General features: G+C 69.2%; 17 protein-coding genes and 1 riboswitch. Of the genes, 16 read left to right on the top strand and 1 reads right to left on the bottom strand.

Features of this window, described 5'->3' with window-relative positions; translation table 11 throughout:
* The first annotated feature begins 32 nt into the window (after positions 1-32).
* The 16 genes from ACAM52_RS13325 (at position 33) to ACAM52_RS13400 (ending at position 17,263) form a co-directional block, all read left to right on the top strand.
* Entirely contained in the window at positions 33-893 is an 861-nt protein-coding gene (locus tag ACAM52_RS13325) for a lytic transglycosylase domain-containing protein (protein WP_062481551.1), read from the top strand.
* A gap of 49 nt (positions 894-942) precedes the next feature.
* A riboswitch (ZMP/ZTP riboswitch) is annotated at positions 943-1,069 on the top strand.
* A 38-nt stretch (positions 1,070-1,107) separates the two neighbouring features.
* Positions 1,108-2,352 carry a serine hydroxymethyltransferase gene (gene glyA, locus ACAM52_RS13330; protein WP_139705484.1) on the top strand — a complete coding sequence of 415 codons (1,245 nt, stop codon included), beginning with the start codon at positions 1,108-1,110 and terminating at the stop codon, positions 2,350-2,352.
* A gap of 33 nt (positions 2,353-2,385) precedes the next feature.
* Positions 2,386-2,829: a transcriptional regulator NrdR gene (gene nrdR / locus ACAM52_RS13335; protein ID WP_007836918.1), complete on the top strand. Its 444-nt coding sequence runs from the start codon at positions 2,386-2,388 to the stop codon at positions 2,827-2,829.
* Between the two features lie 28 nt (positions 2,830-2,857).
* Complete coding sequence (ribD, locus tag ACAM52_RS13340; RefSeq protein ID WP_369647272.1) at positions 2,858-3,988, top strand: bifunctional diaminohydroxyphosphoribosylaminopyrimidine deaminase/5-amino-6-(5-phosphoribosylamino)uracil reductase RibD; 1,131 nt, start codon at positions 2,858-2,860, stop codon at positions 3,986-3,988.
* Positions 3,989-4,074: 86 nt separating this feature from the next.
* Entirely contained in the window at positions 4,075-4,737 is a 663-nt protein-coding gene (locus tag ACAM52_RS13345) for a riboflavin synthase (protein ID WP_369647273.1), read from the top strand.
* Positions 4,734-5,888: a bifunctional 3,4-dihydroxy-2-butanone-4-phosphate synthase/GTP cyclohydrolase II gene (gene ribBA / locus ACAM52_RS13350; RefSeq protein WP_159272089.1), complete on the top strand. Its 1,155-nt coding sequence runs from the start codon at positions 4,734-4,736 to the stop codon at positions 5,886-5,888. Before ACAM52_RS13345 ends, ribBA begins: the two co-directional genes overlap by 4 nt.
* 6 nt (positions 5,889-5,894) lie before the next feature.
* Positions 5,895-6,356, top strand: coding sequence for a 6,7-dimethyl-8-ribityllumazine synthase (ribH, locus tag ACAM52_RS13355; RefSeq protein ID WP_369647274.1), 462 nt, complete (start codon positions 5,895-5,897; stop codon positions 6,354-6,356).
* Positions 6,353-6,883: a transcription antitermination factor NusB gene (gene nusB / locus ACAM52_RS13360; RefSeq protein ID WP_369647275.1), complete on the top strand. Its 531-nt coding sequence runs from the start codon at positions 6,353-6,355 to the stop codon at positions 6,881-6,883. Before ribH ends, nusB begins: the two co-directional genes overlap by 4 nt.
* The gene (locus tag ACAM52_RS13365) at positions 6,880-8,067 is read left to right on the top strand and encodes a pyridoxal phosphate-dependent aminotransferase (protein WP_307693838.1); all 1,188 of its coding nucleotides are present in this window, start codon (positions 6,880-6,882) and stop codon (positions 8,065-8,067) included. The genes nusB and ACAM52_RS13365 overlap by 4 nt, the downstream gene beginning before the upstream one ends.
* 61 nt (positions 8,068-8,128) lie before the next feature.
* Positions 8,129-8,587: a tol-pal system-associated acyl-CoA thioesterase gene (ybgC, locus tag ACAM52_RS13370; RefSeq protein WP_062481580.1), complete on the top strand. Its 459-nt coding sequence runs from the start codon at positions 8,129-8,131 to the stop codon at positions 8,585-8,587.
* Complete coding sequence (gene tolQ, locus ACAM52_RS13375) at positions 8,584-9,306, top strand: protein TolQ (RefSeq protein WP_070060387.1); 723 nt, start codon at positions 8,584-8,586, stop codon at positions 9,304-9,306. The genes ybgC and tolQ overlap by 4 nt, the downstream gene beginning before the upstream one ends.
* 34 nt (positions 9,307-9,340) lie before the next feature.
* Positions 9,341-9,778 carry a biopolymer transporter ExbD gene (locus tag ACAM52_RS13380; protein ID WP_070060386.1) on the top strand — a complete coding sequence of 146 codons (438 nt, stop codon included), beginning with the start codon at positions 9,341-9,343 and terminating at the stop codon, positions 9,776-9,778.
* A 3-nt stretch (positions 9,779-9,781) separates the two neighbouring features.
* Positions 9,782-10,708: a cell envelope integrity protein TolA gene (tolA, locus tag ACAM52_RS13385; protein ID WP_369647276.1), complete on the top strand. Its 927-nt coding sequence runs from the start codon at positions 9,782-9,784 to the stop codon at positions 10,706-10,708.
* Between the two features lie 92 nt (positions 10,709-10,800).
* Positions 10,801-12,039, top strand: a complete 1,239-nt coding sequence (locus ACAM52_RS13390) for a M48 family metalloprotease (protein WP_369647277.1) — start codon at positions 10,801-10,803, stop codon at positions 12,037-12,039.
* Positions 12,036-12,341, top strand: a complete 306-nt coding sequence (locus tag ACAM52_RS13395) for a hypothetical protein (RefSeq protein ID WP_369647278.1) — start codon at positions 12,036-12,038, stop codon at positions 12,339-12,341. Before ACAM52_RS13390 ends, ACAM52_RS13395 begins: the two co-directional genes overlap by 4 nt.
* On the top strand, positions 12,311-17,263 hold the full coding sequence (locus ACAM52_RS13400) for an AAA domain-containing protein (RefSeq protein ID WP_369647279.1): 4,953 nt from the start codon (positions 12,311-12,313) through the stop codon (positions 17,261-17,263). The genes ACAM52_RS13395 and ACAM52_RS13400 overlap by 31 nt, the downstream gene beginning before the upstream one ends.
* Here the strand turns inward: ACAM52_RS13400 and ACAM52_RS13405 are convergent.
* Complete coding sequence (locus ACAM52_RS13405) at positions 17,247-17,618, bottom strand: YgiW/YdeI family stress tolerance OB fold protein (protein ID WP_083259096.1); 372 nt, start codon at positions 17,616-17,618, stop codon at positions 17,247-17,249. The two genes, ACAM52_RS13400 and ACAM52_RS13405, sit on opposite strands and share 17 nt — an antisense overlap.
* Between the last annotated feature and the right edge of the window lie 45 nt (positions 17,619-17,663).

Genomic DNA, 17,663 nt, shown 5'->3' on the forward strand with positions numbered 1-17,663 from the left:
ATGCCAGGTGCCGCACAGAAAGGAAAAAAGCGATGAGCAAGGCGTTTGATGCCACAGCCCGCGGGCTACGGACCTTCGTGTCCGATGTGGCAGACGGCTTTTTTGAAATCACCCACAACGGGTTTGCGCTGGTCGGCCTGGCCATCGTGTTCGCGGCCCTCGCCCTCGTGGCGCGCCCCGACCTGCGCAAGACCGGCGAGGAACAACTGATGGGCTGGCTGCAGTCGCGCAAGCCCGCGCCCGAACCCACGGACCTCGAGCCGACCGCCATCGAGCGCACCACGGCCGCGAGCCCCGACGAGCTGCCCAAGCAGCAGGCGGCGGTGGCCTACTGGCTCAGCAAGAAGTACCGCGTTGCGGCCGAGCCGCTGAGCGTGCTGGTCTCCGAGGCCTACCAGATCGGCAAGCGCACCAAGCTCGACCCGACGCTGATCCTGGCCATCATGGCCATCGAATCCAGCTTCAACCCGTTCGCGCAAAGCCACGTCGGTGCCCAGGGCCTGATGCAGGTCATGACGCGCGTGCACGGCGACAAGTACGAAAGCGCGGGCGGCACGCTCACCGCCTTCGACCCCGTGACCAACATGCGCGTCGGCGTGAAGGTGCTGCAGGAATGCATCGCCCGCGCCGGCTCGCTCGAAGGCGGCCTGCGCTACTACGTGGGCGCCGCCAACCTCGACGACGACGGCGGCTATGCCGCCAAGGTGCTGGCCGAGCACGAGCGCCTGCGCCAGGTTGCCGCCGGCCGCGCGCCGTCGACGATGGTCGTGCCGCCGCCGACCACGGCGCGTGCGCAACCGATTCCGGTCGTGGCACCGGCCAAGCCCGCGGGTGAAGAGCCCGCCACCGGCAGCGAGCCGGCCAAGGTCGCCCTGCTCTCCGCAGTTTCCTGAGGCCTTGCCGGCCTTCCCGGCCCGGATGCGTGCGGGCCTGCGCTACACTCGGCCTGTACGCGACTGGCGATAGGCGCAGCACCCTGAAAAAGGTGCCACGCGCTGACGTGGAATACCACTGGGAAGCGTGCCGCCTGGCCACAACAGGCGTTCAGCCGTTCGCCTGGGCAGCCCTTGTTTGGTTGAACAAGGACCTCGTCTTCAAAGGACTGCCATGTACCAACGCAATATCCTGGTCGAACAGACCGATCCCGAAATCTGGGCCGCGATTCAAGCCGAAAACGCGCGCCAGGAACATCACATCGAGCTGATCGCCAGCGAGAACTACGCCTCGCCGGCCGTCATGGCCGCCCAGGGCTCGCAGCTCACTAATAAATACGCCGAAGGCTACCCGGGCAAGCGCTACTACGGCGGCTGCGAGCACGTCGACGTGGCCGAGCAACTGGCCATCGACCGCGTCAAGCAGATCTTCGGTGCCGACGCCGCCAACGTGCAGCCGCATTGCGGTGCCTCGGCCAATGAAGCCGTGATGCTCGCCTTCCTGAAGCCCGGCGACACCATCATGGGCATGAGCCTGGCCGAAGGCGGTCACCTGACCCACGGCATGCCTCTCAATATGAGCGGCAAGTGGTTCAACGTGGTGAGCTATGGCCTGGACGCCAACGAAGCCATCGACTACGACGCGATGGAACGCAAGGCGCATGAGCACATGCCCAAGCTGATCATCGCGGGCGCCTCGGCCTACTCGCTGCACATCGATTTCGAGCGCTTCGCCAAGGTGGCCAAGGACGTCGGTGCGATCTTCATGGTCGACATCGCCCACTACGCCGGCCTCGTGGCCGCGGGCGTGTACCCCAACCCGGTGCCGCACGCCGACATCGTGACCTCGACCACGCACAAGAGCCTGCGCGGCCCGCGCGGCGGCATCATCCTGATGAAGTCGCAGCACGAGAAGGCGATCAACAGCGCCATCTTCCCCGGCCTGCAAGGCGGCCCGCTGATGCACGTGATCGCCGCCAAGGCCGTCGCGTTCAAGGAAGCCCTGACGCCCGAGTTCAAGGCCTACCAGCAACAGGTGGTCAAGAACGCCCAGATCGTGGCCGACACCCTCACCGCGCGCGGCCTGCGCATCGTGAGCGGACGCACCGAAAGCCACGTCATGCTGGTCGACCTGCGTTCGAAGGGCATCACCGGCAAGGAAGCCGAAGCCGTGCTGGGCGCCGCCCACATGACGATCAACAAGAACGCGATCCCCAACGACCCGGAAAAGCCGATGGTCACCAGCGGCGTGCGCATCGGCACCCCCGCCATGACCACGCGCGGCTTCAAGGACGAAGAGGCCCGCATCACGGCGAACCTGGTGGCCGACGTGCTCGAGAACCCGCGCGACGCGGCGAACATCGACGCGGTGCGCGCCAAGGTCCACGCCTTGACGAGCCGCTTCCCTGTCTACCGTTGATTTCGTAAATAGAAGAAGAGAAGCACTGGCCGCATGAAATGCCCTTTTTGCGGTCATCTCGAAACGCAGGTCGTCGAGACCCGCGTTTCGGAAGACGCCGACTTCGTCCGCAGGCGCCGCCAATGCAGCGCCTGCGACAAGCGCTTCACCACGTATGAGCGCCCCGACGTCAACTTCCCCGTCGTGGTCAAGAAGGACGGCAGCCGCGCCGACTTCGACTCGACCAAGGTGCGCGCCTCGATGATGCTGGCGCTGCGCAAGCGCCCCGTGAGCATCGAGCAGATCGACAACGCCCTGCTGCGCATCGAACAAAAGCTGCTGGCCAGCGGCCTGCGCGAAATCGATTCGACGAAGGTCGGCGAGCTCGTGATGCGCGAACTCAAGAAACTCGACAAGGTCGCCTACGTGCGATTTGCCTCGGTGTACCGCAGCTTCGAGGACGTCGACGAGTTCCGGCAGCTGCTGCGCGACATCTGACCCCCGAGAAGGCGTGAACGAACCCGGCATGTCCTCCTCCCAACACGACGCCTCCCACATCGCGGCCGCTCTGCGGCTCGCCGCCTCCGCGATCCGCCTGACCGACCCGAACCCGCGCGTCGGCTGCGTGCTGTGCGACGCCGACGGCCGCGTGATCGGCCAGGGCCACACCCAACAAGCCGGCGGCCCGCATGCCGAGGTGATGGCGCTGCGCGACGCGCAGGCCCAAGGCCATTCGACTTCGGGCGCCACCGCCTACGTCACGCTCGAACCCTGCTCGCACCACGGCCGCACCGGCCCCTGCTGCGACGCACTGATCGCCGCCGGCGTGCGCCGCGTCGTGGCCTCGCTCGCCGACCCGAACCCGCTCGTGGCGGGACAAGGCTTTGCGCGGCTGCGCGCGGCAGGCGTCGAGGTCGAAGTCGGCCCGGGCGCCGACGAATCCCGCGAGCTCAACATCGGCTTCTTCAGCCGCATGATCCGCCAGCAGCCCTGGGTTCGAATGAAGATCGCCGCCTCGATCGACGGCCGCACCGGCCTGCACAACGGCGTGAGCCAGTGGATCACCGGCGAGGCCGCGCGCGCCGACGGCCACGCCTGGCGGGCCCGCACCGGTGCCGTGCTGACCGGCGTCGGCACGCTGCTCGAAGACAACCCGCGCCTGGACGTGCGCCTGGTCGACACGCCGCGCCAGCCCCACCTCGTGGTGGTCGACAGCCACCTCCAGACCTCGCCCGACGCTCACATTTTCATAGCTGGCCGCGCTGTCTGGATCTACGCCGCCAGCCGGCACAACGAAGAAAAGGCGGCCGCGCTCGAAGCCCGCGGCGCCACCATCACCTGCCTGCCCAACCTGCACGGCAAGGTCGACCTGCCCGCGATGCTCCAGGACCTCGCGGCGCGCGGCGTCAACGAGCTGCACGTCGAATCGGGCCACAAGCTCAACGGCTCGCTGCTGCGCGAGGGCTGCGTGGACGAGCTGCTGGTGTACCTGGCGCCCAAGCTGATCGGCAGCGGGCTCGACATCGCCAGCCACCTGCATGCCGAAGGCCCGCTCACCTCGCTCGCAGGCGCGCTGCCGCTCGAATTCAAGTCGGTGGACATGCTGGGGCCCGACCTGCGCATCGTCGCGCGCGTCGCCGGCCGCGACCGCTTCTGAGCCGCCGCCCACGCGGCGCGGCACATTCGCAGCCGCAAACCGGCCCTTCGGGCCGAAGACCCCTCGATGTCTGCGAAAATGTGGAAATGTTCACCGGAATCATCACCGGCGTGGGGCGCATCGCCGCCATCCACGACCTCGGCACCTCCTCCTCCTACGGCAAGCGACTCAGCATCGAGGTGCCCGACGGCTACCTCGACGACGTCGGGCTCGGCGACAGCATCGCGCTCAACGGCGCCTGCATGACGGTCACCACGCTCGCACCTGAACGCGGGCAATTCACCATCGACATTTCCGCGGAGTCCCTCGACAAGACGGCCGGCCTGACCGACGAAGGCAGCCGCATCAACCTCGAGAAGGCCCTGTGCGCGAGCGACCGCCTCGGCGGCCACATCGTCTCGGGCCACGTGGACGGCATCGGCCACGTGAGCTTCTTCGCGCCGGTCGGCGAAAGCTGGGAGCTGCGCGTGGTCGCACCGCCCGCGCTGGCGCGCTTCCTGGCCTACAAGGGCTCGATCACCATCAACGGCGTGAGCCTCACGGTCAACAGCGTGAGCGACATCGCCGAGGGCGCCGAGGTCAGCATCAACCTGATCCCGCACACCGTGGAAAACACCTCCCTCGGCGGCCTGAAGGCCGGCTCGAAGGTCAACCTCGAAATCGACACCGTGGCGCGCTACGTGGAGCGCATGCTTCAGGCCGGCATGCTCACCCCCTCTCTGACGTCTCCCAAGGACACTTCGAAATGAACGCCTCCGTCACGCCGATCGGCGCCCCGCGCGCCGACCGTGCACCCGCACCGATCTCCCCGGTCGAAGACATCGTGGCCGAGCTGGCCGCCGGCCGCATGGTCATCCTCGTGGACGAGGAAGACCGTGAGAACGAAGGCGACATCGTCATCGCCGCCGACCACATCACCGCCGAATCCATCAACTTCATGGCCCGCCACGCGCGCGGCCTGATCTGCCTCACGCTCTCGCGCGAGATGTGCGAGCGGCTGCAGCTGCCGCCGATGGTCCAGCGCAACGGCGCCAAGCATTCGACCGCCTTCACCGTCTCCATCGAAGCGGCCGAAGGCGTGACCACCGGCATCTCGGCCGCCGACCGCGCCCGCACCGTGCAGGCCGCCGTGGCGCGCAACGCCGTGGCCGCCGACCTGGTGCAACCCGGCCACATCTTCCCGCTGCAGGCGGTGGACGGCGGCGTGCTCATGCGCGCCGGCCACACCGAAGCCGGCTGCGACCTCGCCGCCATGGCCGGCTGCTCGCCCGCCTCGGTGATCTGCGAGGTGATGAACGAAGACGGCACGATGGCCCGCCTGCCCGACCTGCAGATCTTCGCGGCCGAGCACGGCCTCAAGATCGGCACCATCGCCGCGCTCATCGAGCACCGCAGCCGCGTCGAATCGCTGGTCGAAAAAGTCGGCTGCCGCGAGATCCAGACCAACTGGGGCGCCTTCACCGCCCACGCCTTCGTCGACAAGCCCAGCCGCGGCGTGCACCTGGCGCTGGTGCGCGGCCAGTGGGCACCCGAAGAGACGGTGTCGGTGCGCGTGCACGAGCCGCTGTCGGTGCTCGACGCGCTCGAAGTCAACCGCCCGATGCACTCCTGGAGCCTGGACGCCAGCCTCTCGCACATCGCGAACGAAGGCAAGGGCGTGGCCGTGCTGCTGAACTGCGGCGAAACCGCGGCCGAGCTGCTCGCGCAGTTCGACGGCACCGCGCGCCCCGCCCAAGCGCCCGAGCGCGGCCGCATGGACCTGCGCAACTACGGCATCGGCGCGCAGATCCTGCGCGAATGCGGTGTGCACAAGATGAACCTGCTCGGCGCGCCGCGTCGCATGCCGAGCATGGCCGCCGGCTTCGGCCTCGAGATCGCCGGTTACCTCACGAAAGACTGAACGACCATGCAAGGTTCCAACAAGGGCGAGATCACCCTCAACGGCAAAGGCCTGCGCATCGGCATCGTGCAGGCGCGCTTCAATGCCGACATCACCGACGCACTGGCAACGGCCTGCCTGTCGGAGCTCGAGACGCTCGGCGTGGCCGCCTCCGACATCCATCATGTGCAGGTGCCCGGCGCGCTCGAAGTGCCCGTGGCACTGCAGGCGCTCGCCGAGCGCGGCGGCTACCACGCGCTCGTGGCGCTGGGCTGCATCATCCGCGGCGAGACCTACCACTTCGAACTGGTGGCCAACGAATCGGGCGCGAGCGTGAGCCGCGTCGCGCTCGACTACCGCCTGCCCATCGCCAACGCGATCCTCACGACCGAAAACCTCGAACAGGCCGTCGCCCGCCAGACCGACAAGGGCCGCGACGCAGCCCAGGTGGCGGTCGAGATGGCACAACTGCTGGCCACCCTTTCATGACCGAAGACACCTCCAAGTCCGCCAAGCCCCGCCAGTCGCGCACCGGCCTCACCAGCACGGGCGCACGCAAGGCCGCGGCCAAGTCGAACCGCAGCCGCGCGCGCGAATTCGCGCTGCAGGCGCTCTACCAGCACCTGGTGGGTCGCAACGACCCGACCGACATCGACCACTTCACGCGCGACCTCGCAGGCTTCCACAAGGCCGACGCGGCGCACTACGACGCGCTGCTGCACGGCTCGATCAACGGCGCCGAACAGCTCGACGCACTGATTCTGCCGCTGCTGGACCGCAAGTTCACCGAAATCTCGCCCATCGAGCACGCCGTGATGTGGATCGGCGTGTACGAGTTCCAGAACTGCCCCGACGTGCCGTGGCGCGTGGTGCTCAACGAGTGCATCGAACTCGCCAAGGAATTCGGTGGCACCGACGGCCACAAGTACGTGAACGCCGTGCTCAACGGCTTGGCACCGCAGCTGCGCCCGCTTGAAGTGGAAGCCGACCGGGCCACCGGCAAGGCGCGCCCATGAGGATCTCGACGCGCGCGCAGCGCATCGAACCGTTTTACGTGATGGAGGTCGCCAAGGCGGCTGGGGTGCTGGCCCGTGAAGTGGCCCACACCGACCGTCCGATGATCTTCCTGAACATCGGCGAGCCTGACTTCACCGCCCCGCCCCTGGTGCAGGAAGCGGCCGCCCGCGCCGTGCGCGCCGGCGCCACGCAGTACACGCAGGCCACCGGCCTCGATCATCTGCGCGAGCGCATCAGCGGCTGGTACAAGCAGCGCTTCAACGTCGACGTGCCGGCGCGCCGCATCGTCGTCACGGCCGGTGCCTCGGCCGCGCTGCAGCTGGCCTGCCTCGCGCTGATCGAATCGGGCGACGAGATCCTGATGCCCGACCCGAGCTACCCCTGCAACCGCCACTTCGTGAGCGCAGCGGACGGCAAGGCCGTGCTGGTGCCGACCACGGCCGAAGAGCGCTTCCAGCTCACCGCCGCCAAGGTCGAGGCCGCCTGGACCGACAAGACGCGCGGCGTGCTGCTGGCCTCGCCCTCGAACCCGACCGGCACCTCGATCGCGCCCGACGAACTGCGCCGCATCCACGAGGTGGTGTCGCAGCGCGGCGGCATCACGCTGATCGACGAGATCTACCTGGGCCTGTCGTACGACGATGCCTTCGGGCAGACGGCGCTGGCCATCGACGACAACGTCATCAGCATCAACAGCTTCAGCAAGTACTTCAACATGACCGGCTGGCGCCTCGGCTGGCTGGTGGTGCCCGAAGTGCTGGTGCCGGTGGTCGAGCGCCTGGCGCAGAACCTCTTCATCTGCGCGAGCACCGTGTCGCAGTACGCCGCGCTGGCCTGCTTCGAGGCCGAGAGCATCGCCGAGTACGAACGCCGTCGCGCCGAGTTCAAGGCGCGCCGCGACTGGTTCATTCCGCAACTGAACGCCCTGGGCCTGAACGTGCCCGTGGTGCCCGACGGCGCCTTCTACGCCTGGGCCGACTGCACGAGCGTGGCCGACAAGCTCGGCATCTCGGGCAGCTGGGACTTCGCCTTCGAGACCATGAAGCGCGCCCACCTGGCCGTGACGCCGGGCCGCGATTTCGGCACGGCCGAGACCGCGAAGTTCGTGCGCTTCTCCACCGCCAGCTCGATGGCGCACCTGCAGGAAGCGGTCGAGCGCCTGCGGGCCATGATCGCCCAATGAGCGTAGCGCCGGGCCGCCCCAAGCAAGCTCGCGTCGCAGTGCGAAGCACGGAGGCATGCAAGTGACTTTCGAGTTTCCGATCCGCGTCTACTGGGAAGACACCGATGCCGGCGGCATCGTGTTCTACGCCAACTACCTGAAGTTCATGGAGCGCGGTCGCACCGAGTGGCTGCGCTCCCTGGGCGTCGAGCAGCGCAAGCTCAAGGAAGCCACCGGCGGCCAGTTCGTGGTCAGCGAAACGCAGCTCAAATACCATCGGCCCTCGCGGCTGGACGACGAACTGCTGGTTACAGCCGAGCTGCGGCAACTGGGCACCGCGTCGTTGATAATCGGTCAGCGTGTGCTATCAAAAACAGAGCAAGAACGCACCGGGGCCGCGGCACCGGTCTTGCTTTGCGAAGGCACGATCCGCATCGGCTGGGTGGACGCCGCCACCTTGCGCCCTGCGCGCATTCCGGCCCAAGTTTCGGGAACCCTCGAGCACTCCAGCGGCTCCATGACTCAACCTTTCAAGCCATGAACCAAGATCTCTCCATCATCAATCTCCTGCTCCACGCCAGCTTCGTGGTGCAACTGGTCGTGCTGCTGCTGGTGATCGTGTCGGTCGCCAGCTGGGCCGCCATCATCCGCAAGTACTTTGCCCTCAAGCGCATCCGCGTGCTCAACGACGACTTCGAGCGCGAGTTCTGGTCGGGCACCAGCCTGAACGAGCTGTTCGCCTCGGCCGCGCAGAACGCCAAGTTCGCCGGCCCCATGGAGCGCATCTTCGCCTCCGGCATGCGCGAGTACCAGAAGCTGCGCGAACGCCACGTGACCGACGCGGCCACGCTGCTCGACGGCGCCCGCCGCGCGATGCGCGCGAGCTTCCAGCGCGAACTCGATGCGGCAGAGCAGAACCTGTCGTTCCTCGCGACCGTCGGTTCGGTGTCGCCGTACGTGGGCCTGTTCGGCACGGTCTGGGGGATCATGCATGCCTTCACCGGCCTGGCCGCCCTCACGCAGGTGACGCTGGCCACCGTGGCGCCCGGCATCGCCGAAGCGCTGGTGGCCACCGCCATCGGCCTGTTCGCCGCCATTCCCGCGGTGGTCGGCTACAACCGCTTCGCGCGCGAGATCGACAAGATCGCCATCGCCCTGGAGACCTACATCGAAGAGTTCTCCAACATCCTGCAGCGCAACCTCTCGGCCAACCCCGGCGCCGTGACGCCCGCCGCCTCGGTCACCGCCGCGAACCGCTGAAGAGCGGCGCGCACAAGACAAAGGACGCGACGACATGCCCGCCGTTTCATCCCGGGGCCGCGGCCGCCGCACGATCAACGAGATCAACATGGTCCCGTTCATCGACGTGATGCTGGTGCTGCTGATCATCTTCATGGTCACGGCCCCGCTCATCACGCCGAGCGTGATCAACCTGCCGACGGTCGACCGCGCCAACAAGCAGCCCGACAAGCCCATCGAGATCGTCATCAAGAGCGACGACGAAGTGCAGATCAAGAAAGACCCGTCCACCGGCACCGGCGGCGCGTCGATTCCCATGACGCAGATCGGCTCGGCGGCCAAGGCCGCGCAAGGCGGCGACGCCCAGCGCCCCGTGGTCATCAGCGCCGACAAGTCGGTGAAGTACGAAACCGTCGTGAAGGCGATGAACCAGCTCAAGCGCAGCGGCATCGAGCGCGTGGGGCTGTCGGTCACGACCACGGGCGGCAAATAAGGCATGTCGCTCGCCCTGGATCGCCCCGAGTTCGCGCCGCCGCCGCAACGCGGCACGCCCCGCGCGGTTGCGCTCGCCCTCATTGCCCATGCGCTGCTGATCGCCGCCCTGACCTGGGGCGTACGCTGGCGCAGCGAAGCCGACGATGGCGCAGTCGATGCAGAGCTGTGGTCCACCACGGTGATGCAGGCCGCCCCGCGCCTGTCGGTGCCGGAGCCGCCGGCCCCCGTGCCCGCACCACCGCCGCCTGCACCCGCACCGCCCCCGCCGCCTCCCCCGGCCGTCAAGCCGCCCGAGCCGGCGCCCGCCCCTGCGCCCGACATCGCGCTGGAGCGCGAGAAGAAGCTCAAGGAACAGAAGGCGCAGAAGGAGCGCGAGCTCGAGCAGCAGCGCGTGCAGCAGCAAAAGAAGAAGGAGCTCGAGGCCAAGGAGCGCGCCGAGGAAGAAGCCGAGCGCAAGAAAGAGCAGCAGAAGAAGCTGGCCGACCAGAAGAAGCAGCAGGAAGCCGAGGCCAAGCAGGCCGAAGCGAAGAAGGCGGAGGCGGCTGCCAAGCAGGCCGCCGCCGACCGCGCCGCGACGCTCAAGCGCATGCAGGGCCTGGCAGGCGCCAGCGGCAGCGACGATGCCAAGGGCAACGCCCAGCGCTCGTCCGGCCCGTCCAGCGGCTACGCCGGCCGCATCGCTGCCGCCGTGCGCCCGAACATCACCTTCCCCGATGCCGACAGCGTGAACGGCAACCCCGAGGCCGAGTTCGAAGTGAGGCTGGCACCGGACGGCACCATCGTCGGCGTCAAGCTCGCCAAGTCCAGCGGCCTGCCCGCCTGGGACGAAGCGGCGGAACGCGGCCTGCGCAAGACCGACAAGCTGCCGCGCGACACGGACGGGCGCATCTTCCCGTCGCTCATCGTCACGCTCAAGCCCAAGCGTTGACACCCGCAATCACCCACATCGTGGGTGATTGCAAGCGACACCACCCGCTCGTTTAGGATCGTCGGCAACTCATTGTTGCTAGCGCTCCTGACATGGTCGACTCTTTCCCTGCCGTTCGCCTCCAAGACCTGACGCCGCTGCCCTACCAGCAGGCACTGGCCGCCCACCTCCAGGCGAACGAACCCGAGGCCTGGCGCTGGGCCGCTTCGGCCGAAGCGCGCGAAGAACACACGGCCGCCATGCGTGCCGAGCTGCTGCGCAGCGCCTACCGGCTCGACGCCGACGCCCACCCCGACCTGCATGCCGACGCCACCCTGGCCGCGCAGCGCCTGGGCGTCACGGCGCGCATCACGCTCTACCAAGCCCCATCCGGCGACGGCGCGGCCATGAACGCCGCGATCTACGTCGTGCCGGGCGAGGCGCACATCGTGCTCTCGGGCCCGCTGCTCGAAAAGCTGCAGCCGCCCGAGCGCCAGGCCGTGCTCGGCCACGAGCTGGCGCACTACCTGCTGTGGGAGCGCGACGGCGGCAAGCACCACGTCGTCGATCGCCTGCTGCACGCCACGGCAGCCGACCCGCGCGCCGACGCGAGCCACCTGCAGGCCGCGCGGCGCCATGCGCTGTACACCGAGGCCTTTGCCGACCGCGGCGGCTGCGTGGCCTGCGGCGCGCTCGAGCCCGCCGTGAGCGCGCTCATCAAGATCGAGACCGGCCTCACGCAGGTCAACGTGGCGAGCTACCTGGCGCAGGCCGAGGAGATCTGCGCCGACCCCAACAACAAGGCATTGCAGACGCGCGGCGTGAGCCACCCCGAGGTGTTCGTGCGCGCCCGCGCGCTGCGCCTGTGGGCCGGCCGCGAGCACGATGCCGACGAATGGCTGGCCGCTGCGCTCGAAGGTCCCCTCGACCTGGCCACGCTCGACATGCTCGGCCAGCAACGCGTGAGTGCCCTCACGCGTGGCACCCTGGCGCAGCTGCTGCAGCGGCCCGTGCTGCAGTCGGACTCGCTGCTGGCGCATGCGCGTCGCTTCTTCCCCGACTTCGCGCCGCCCACGTCGGCGATGCCGCCGCCCGAGCCCGCGCCCGTCGGCCTGCACGACTACCTGGCCAGCGTGCTGGTCGACTTCGTCGCCGCCGACCCCGAGATGGACGACGTCACCCTCGCCGCCGCGCTGGGCCTGGCCGATGCGCTCGGCTGCGACACGCCCTTCGAACAGCGCGTGCTGAAGGACCTGGGTCTGTCCAAGCGCAACTTCACCCGCGTCAAGCGCGATGCCGCCGCCTTGCTCGACAACGCCGCTACATCTTCTTCGCAGGCCGCCGCCGCATGACCCTCGCTCCCGCCCCGCTCCTGCAACTGCTCGCCACCGCCGAGGCCCACGGCGGCCTGCAGACCGACGACGTGCTCAAGCTCGTGCTGCCGCTGCTGCGCGAGGTCTCGGCCCTGCACGAACTCGGCCACGTCGCCGCGCTCGGCAACGCCTTCGCCTACCGCGTGACCGACGCGCCCGCCGAACCCGCGCTGGCACTCGCCCAGCCCGAAGGCACCGCGCCACGCCGCCACCCCGAGGCCATCGCGCCGCTCGACAACCCGCCGCCTCGGTGCTGCGCGTGGTCGGCGAAACGCGCCTGACCGTCGATGCCGACGCCGGCGTCGACCTCGAGAACCTCGCGGTGATGCCCGATGCCGGCCCCGACACTGTGCCCACGCGCCCCGTCTACCTGCCCGGCTACGCCGCGTGGGAACTGCGCCTGGGCCACCACGACGCGCTCGGCGACATCCTGTGCCTGGGCCAGGTGCTGGCCAGCCTGTCGTGCGGGCTCGACTTCACGGACGGCGACGACCTGACCCGCTTTGCCACGCACCGCGGCAACCTGTTCGAGCTGAACCGCCGGCTGCACCCGGTGGTGGCCGCCGTGATCTTCGAGATGACCGCGCTCGACCGCCACGAGCGCGCACGCGACCTGCCCTCGGTCATCCGCCGCCTCGAGACCTACCGCGACCAGCCCGTCGACCTCGGCCTGGACCGCATCGCGCCGGCAAGGGACGGCGCGGGCCAGCGCCGCCAGGCGATCCAGCTGCACCTGCGCGACCGCCTGTTCGACCTGTCGCGGCGCAACCGCCTGCTGTACTTCAAGCCGACGCAGGCGCATGTGAACCTCACCGTCGCCAGCGTGCCGCTGGTGGTCGACCTCAACAGCATCCGCACCGACCAGCTGTGCGTGTGGGACGGCCGCTTTGCCGCCGACATCGCGAGCTGCGACCCCGTGCCGCTCGCGCGCTGGCTGCGCTTCGAAGACCAGCCCTACCTGCCCGGCGCGCTCGACCGCATCCTGCAGGAGGCGCGGCGCGACCGGGCCGAGTACGGCTTCTCGCAGCTGTCGCTGGTGATCGCCTTCCTGCGCTGGCACAACCTCAAGGAGGGCGAGGCCGAACGCGCCGAGCGCATCGCCTCGCCGCTCTTGATGCTGCCGGTGGAGCTGACGCGCAAGAAAGGCGTGCGCGACCAGTACCTGCTCGAAGCCTCGGCCAGCGAGGCGCAGGTGAACCCCACGCTGCGCCATCACCTGCGCCAGCTCTACGGCATCGCGCTGCCCGAGACGGTCGACCTGCGCGAGACCTCGCTCGAACAGTTCCACGCCCAGTTGTCGGCGCAGATCGCGCAGAGCGAGCCCGGCGTGCAGCTGCGGCTCGTGAAGCAGCCCGAGATCGCCGTGATGCACCAGCGCGCACGCCAGCGGCTCGAGCAGTTCAAGCGCCGCACCCGCGTGCGCTCGCCCTCGGCGGTGCCGGTGGCCGCGCAAGACTTCAGCTACGCGCAGGACGACTTCCGCCCGCGCGGGCTGCAGCTGTTCCATGCGCGCGTGCGCCCCGTGCCGCTGCCGGTGCGCGAGGCCATCGGCGGCGCGCCGCAGCCGCGCGCGCCGCAGATGGCGGCCACCGCCACGACCGACACCAGCGACACCGAGCGCAAGACCTTCGCGCTGCGCGAGAGCGGCGGCAACCCCTACCAGTGGGACATCGACCTCACGGCCGTGACGCTGGGCAACTTCAACCACCGCAAGATGTCGCTGGTGCGCGACTACTCGGGCCTGGCCGAATCCGACCTGGCGAGCGAGGCCTTCGACCGCGTGTTCTCGCTGCAGCCGCGCCGCATCGACGGCGAGACGCCGCCCGCCCTGCCACTGGCCGACCAGTGGCCCGTGGTGCAGGCCGACGCCACGCAGACCGCCGCGGTGGCGCTGGCGCGCACCGGCACCAGCTACATCATCCAGGGCCCGCCGGGTACGGGGAAGTCGCAGACCATCACCAACCTGATCGCCGACTACGTGGGCCGCGGCCAGCGCGTGCTGTTCGTGTGCGAGAAGCGCGCCGCCATCGACGTGGTGTTCCACCGCTTGCGCCAGCAAGGCCTGGACGAGCTGTGCTGCATGATCCACGACTCGCAGGGCGACAAGAAGGCCTTCGTGCAGAACCTGCGCAAGACCTACGAGCTGTGGCTCGAGGCGCCCGGCACGCTGGCGCAGGAAAGCACCGAGCGCACGCAGGTGCTCGACGCGATGGACCTCGACCTGCGCGCGCTCGAACGCTTCGACGCCGCCATGCACGACGTGCCCGAACACATCGCCGTGACGCTGCGCGAGCTGCTGTCGCGGCTGGTAGTGCTCAAGGCCGGCGACCCGTCGCTCACGCCGCTGCAGGCCGAGGCGCTGCCCGCCTTCGCGGCCTGGCGCCGGCATGCGGAGCTGGTGTCGCGCCTGCACCTGGCCGTGACCGAAAGCCTGGGCGCGCCCAGCTTCGCGCAGCATGTGTTCGCGCAGCTCGCGCCCTCGCTGCTGTCGCAGGAGAAACCGCTGGCGCGGCTGGTCGAGCGCAGCGAACGCGCCATCGACCTGAGCGCCCCCTGCCGCGATGCGCTGGTCGATGCTTGGCCGCCGCTGGCCGAGGCCGGCGTGCTGTGGCGCGATGCGCTGGCCGTGGTGGCCGATGCGCGCAGCGTCGCGGCGCTGGCCGCGCGCGGCCAGCTGGCGCTGCTCGATGCGGCGCACCCGAGCAGCCTCGCGCTCGGCACCGCCCTGAACGAAAGACGCACGCTGCAGCAGGCGCTCGACGCGCAGCTGCAGCGCACCGCCCACTGGCGCGACAAGCTCTCGCCCGGCGACACCGAAGCCGCGCTGGCGCAAGCCCGCGCGCAGCAGGGTTCGCTGCTGCGCTGGCTGCAGCCCTCGTGGTGGCGCCTGTCGGGCGAACTCAAGCGCCGCTACGACTTCGCGGCGCATGCCGTGCGCCCGCAGCCCAGCCAGATCCTCGAGGACCTGCGCGCCGAACAGGCCGCGCGCACCGCGCTCGACCAGCAGGCGGCGCGCCTCGAGGCCGACTACGGCTGCACCGACGCCGAGGCTTTCGCGCAGCAGCTGCAGGCGATGCGCGGCATCGACGCCGGCGCCGGCCTGCGTGCGGCGTTCCAGGCCCGCCTGCGCACCGACGCGGGCCGCCGCAGCGTCGAGCAGTTCGTCGCCGCCGCGCCGCGCGTCGACACGCTCGACGCCCTCTGGCGCGACCTGCTGCACGACGCTGGCGCACAACCGCTGGATGCGCTCGACGTGCTGGCCCGCACATTGCGCGACCAGGCCGACGCGCTGCCGTCGGTGCTCCAGCCGCTGCAGGAGCTGGCCGAGGCCGACCCGGCGGTGGCCGCCGCGCTGCGCACCCTGCCGCTGCCGCCCGAGGCCATCGAGTACGCCGTCGCGCGCGAAGGACTGGAGCGCGTGTACCGCACCGAGCGCTGGCTGCCGCGCTTCGACGGCGCCACGCTCGCGCGCCATGCGCAGCGCCTGGGCGAAGGCGAACGCAAGCTGCTCGAACGCAATGCGCGCACGCTCGCCGCCGCGGTGCGCCAGCGTTTCCGCGACCATGTGCAAAAGAGCGCCCTGCCCGCCAGCCAGCTCGACGCCGACGGCAAGGTCTTCAAGAAGAGCTACAACGCCGGCCGCCGCGAGCTCGAGCACGAGTTCGGCAAGACCATGCGCTACAAGGCGATCCGCGAACTGGCCAGCGGCGACACCGGCCGCGTGGTGCGCGACATGAAGCCCATCTGGCTCATGAGCCCGCTGTCGGTGTCCGACACGCTGCCGCTCGCGGCCGACCTGTTCGACGTGGTGATCTTCGACGAGGCCAGCCAGATCCCGGTCGAAGAAGCCGTGCCCGCGCTGTACCGCGCGCCGCAGATCATCGTGGTGGGCGACGAGATGCAGCTGCCGCCCACGAGCTTCTTCTCGTCGGGCCGCGACGCCGAGGAAGACACCGTGTCGGTGGCAGGCGACGATGCAGAAAGCGGCGAGGAAGGCGAGCGCATCGCCGTCGTGCTCGATGCCGACAGCCTGCTCAACCAGGGCGCGCGCAACCTGCCGGCCACGCTGCTGGCCTGGCACTACCGCAGCCGCTACGAATCGCTCATCGGCTTTTCGAACGCCGCCTTCTACGCGGGCAACCTGTACACCATTCCCGACCGCAGCCTGCCCGCGCCCGAGCGCGGCGAGATCGTGGTGCAGTCGCGCAGCCCGACGGACGAGTCCGTGAAGGCGCAGGTCGACGCCCTGCTCTCGCGCGCCATCAGCTTCCACCGCGTGGCCGATGCGGTGTACGAGAACCGCATCAACGACGGCGAGGCACGCCATATCGCGCAGCTGGTGCGCGAACTGCTCCAACGGGAGACCGGGCGCAGCCTCGGGATCGTGGCGTTCTCGGAAGCGCAACAGGGCGAGATCGAGGAGGAGCTGAACGCGCTCGGCGCGGTCGACGCCGACTTCGCGGCGCGGCTGGAGGCCGAGTACGTGCGCGAGGAAGACGACCAGTTCTGCGGCCTCTTCATCAAGAACCTGGAGAACGTGCAGGGCGACGAGCGCGACATCATCATCCTCAGCATCTGCTACGGCCCCAACCCCGAGGGCCGCATGCTGATGAACTTCGGCCCCATCAACCAGCGCGGCGGCGAGAAGCGGCTGAACGTGATCTTCAGCCGCGCCAAGCACCACATGGCGGTGGTCTCGACCATCCGCCACGAGGCGATCACCAATGACCACAACGAGGGTGCAGCAGCGCTCAAGAACTTCCTGCGCTATGCCGAATGCCTGTCACGCGGCGACGAGGACACGGCGCGGCGCGTGCTCGAAGGCATGAACCCGCTGGCGCGCGGCCACGTGGCACGGCAGGCGCGCACGGACGAGGTCACGGCGCAGATCGCGCAGGCGCTGCGCGCACGCGGCCATGCGGTGGACGAACAGGTAGGGCAGTCGCGTTTTCGCTGCGACCTCGCGGTGCGCGCAGCGGGCCAGGGCCACTATGCGCTGGGCCTCCTCGTGGACGGCGCGGCTCACGAAGGCACGCGTCACAACGTGCTGGAACGCTACGTCTCGCGTCCGCGCATCCTCGATGCTTTCGGCTGGCAGGTGATGCAGGTGCTGGCCAAGGACTGGCTGCACGCCCCCGAGGCCGTGCTCGACCAGGTCGAGCAGGCGCTCGGGAAAAAGGCGGGGGTCAGCGCAGGACGGTGATGACGCGCTTGACGTCGAGTTCGGTCTTGCCGGTGAGCCGGTCCTTGTCGAACTCGCCGCTGAGCTCGACGCGCACCTTGTCGTCGATCTTCACGCCCGGCGGGAAGTACTTGGCGTCGATCTCGACCTTCAGGCGCCCCGTGTCGTCAGCAAAGGTGTAGTGCTCGCCGCCGTCGTGCGAGACGATGAAGCCGCGCACCGTGGCGTGCTGGTCGTCCTGGCCGGTCTCGATCAGCTGCTTGACCGTGAGATTCGGCACCGAGCTCGGGCCGGCGTACTGGGCCCAGGCCGCGGCCATGGGCAGCGCCACGCCGAACGTCAGCGCGGTGGTCTTGAGGATCTTCTTGAAATGCATGCGGTCATTCCTCCTGTGAGTGGCCCAAGGCCAGGTTGCAACAGA

The sequence above is a fragment of the Variovorax sp. V118 genome, assembly GCF_041154445.1.
Classification (GTDB): Bacteria; Pseudomonadota; Gammaproteobacteria; order Burkholderiales; family Burkholderiaceae_C; genus Variovorax; species Variovorax boronicumulans.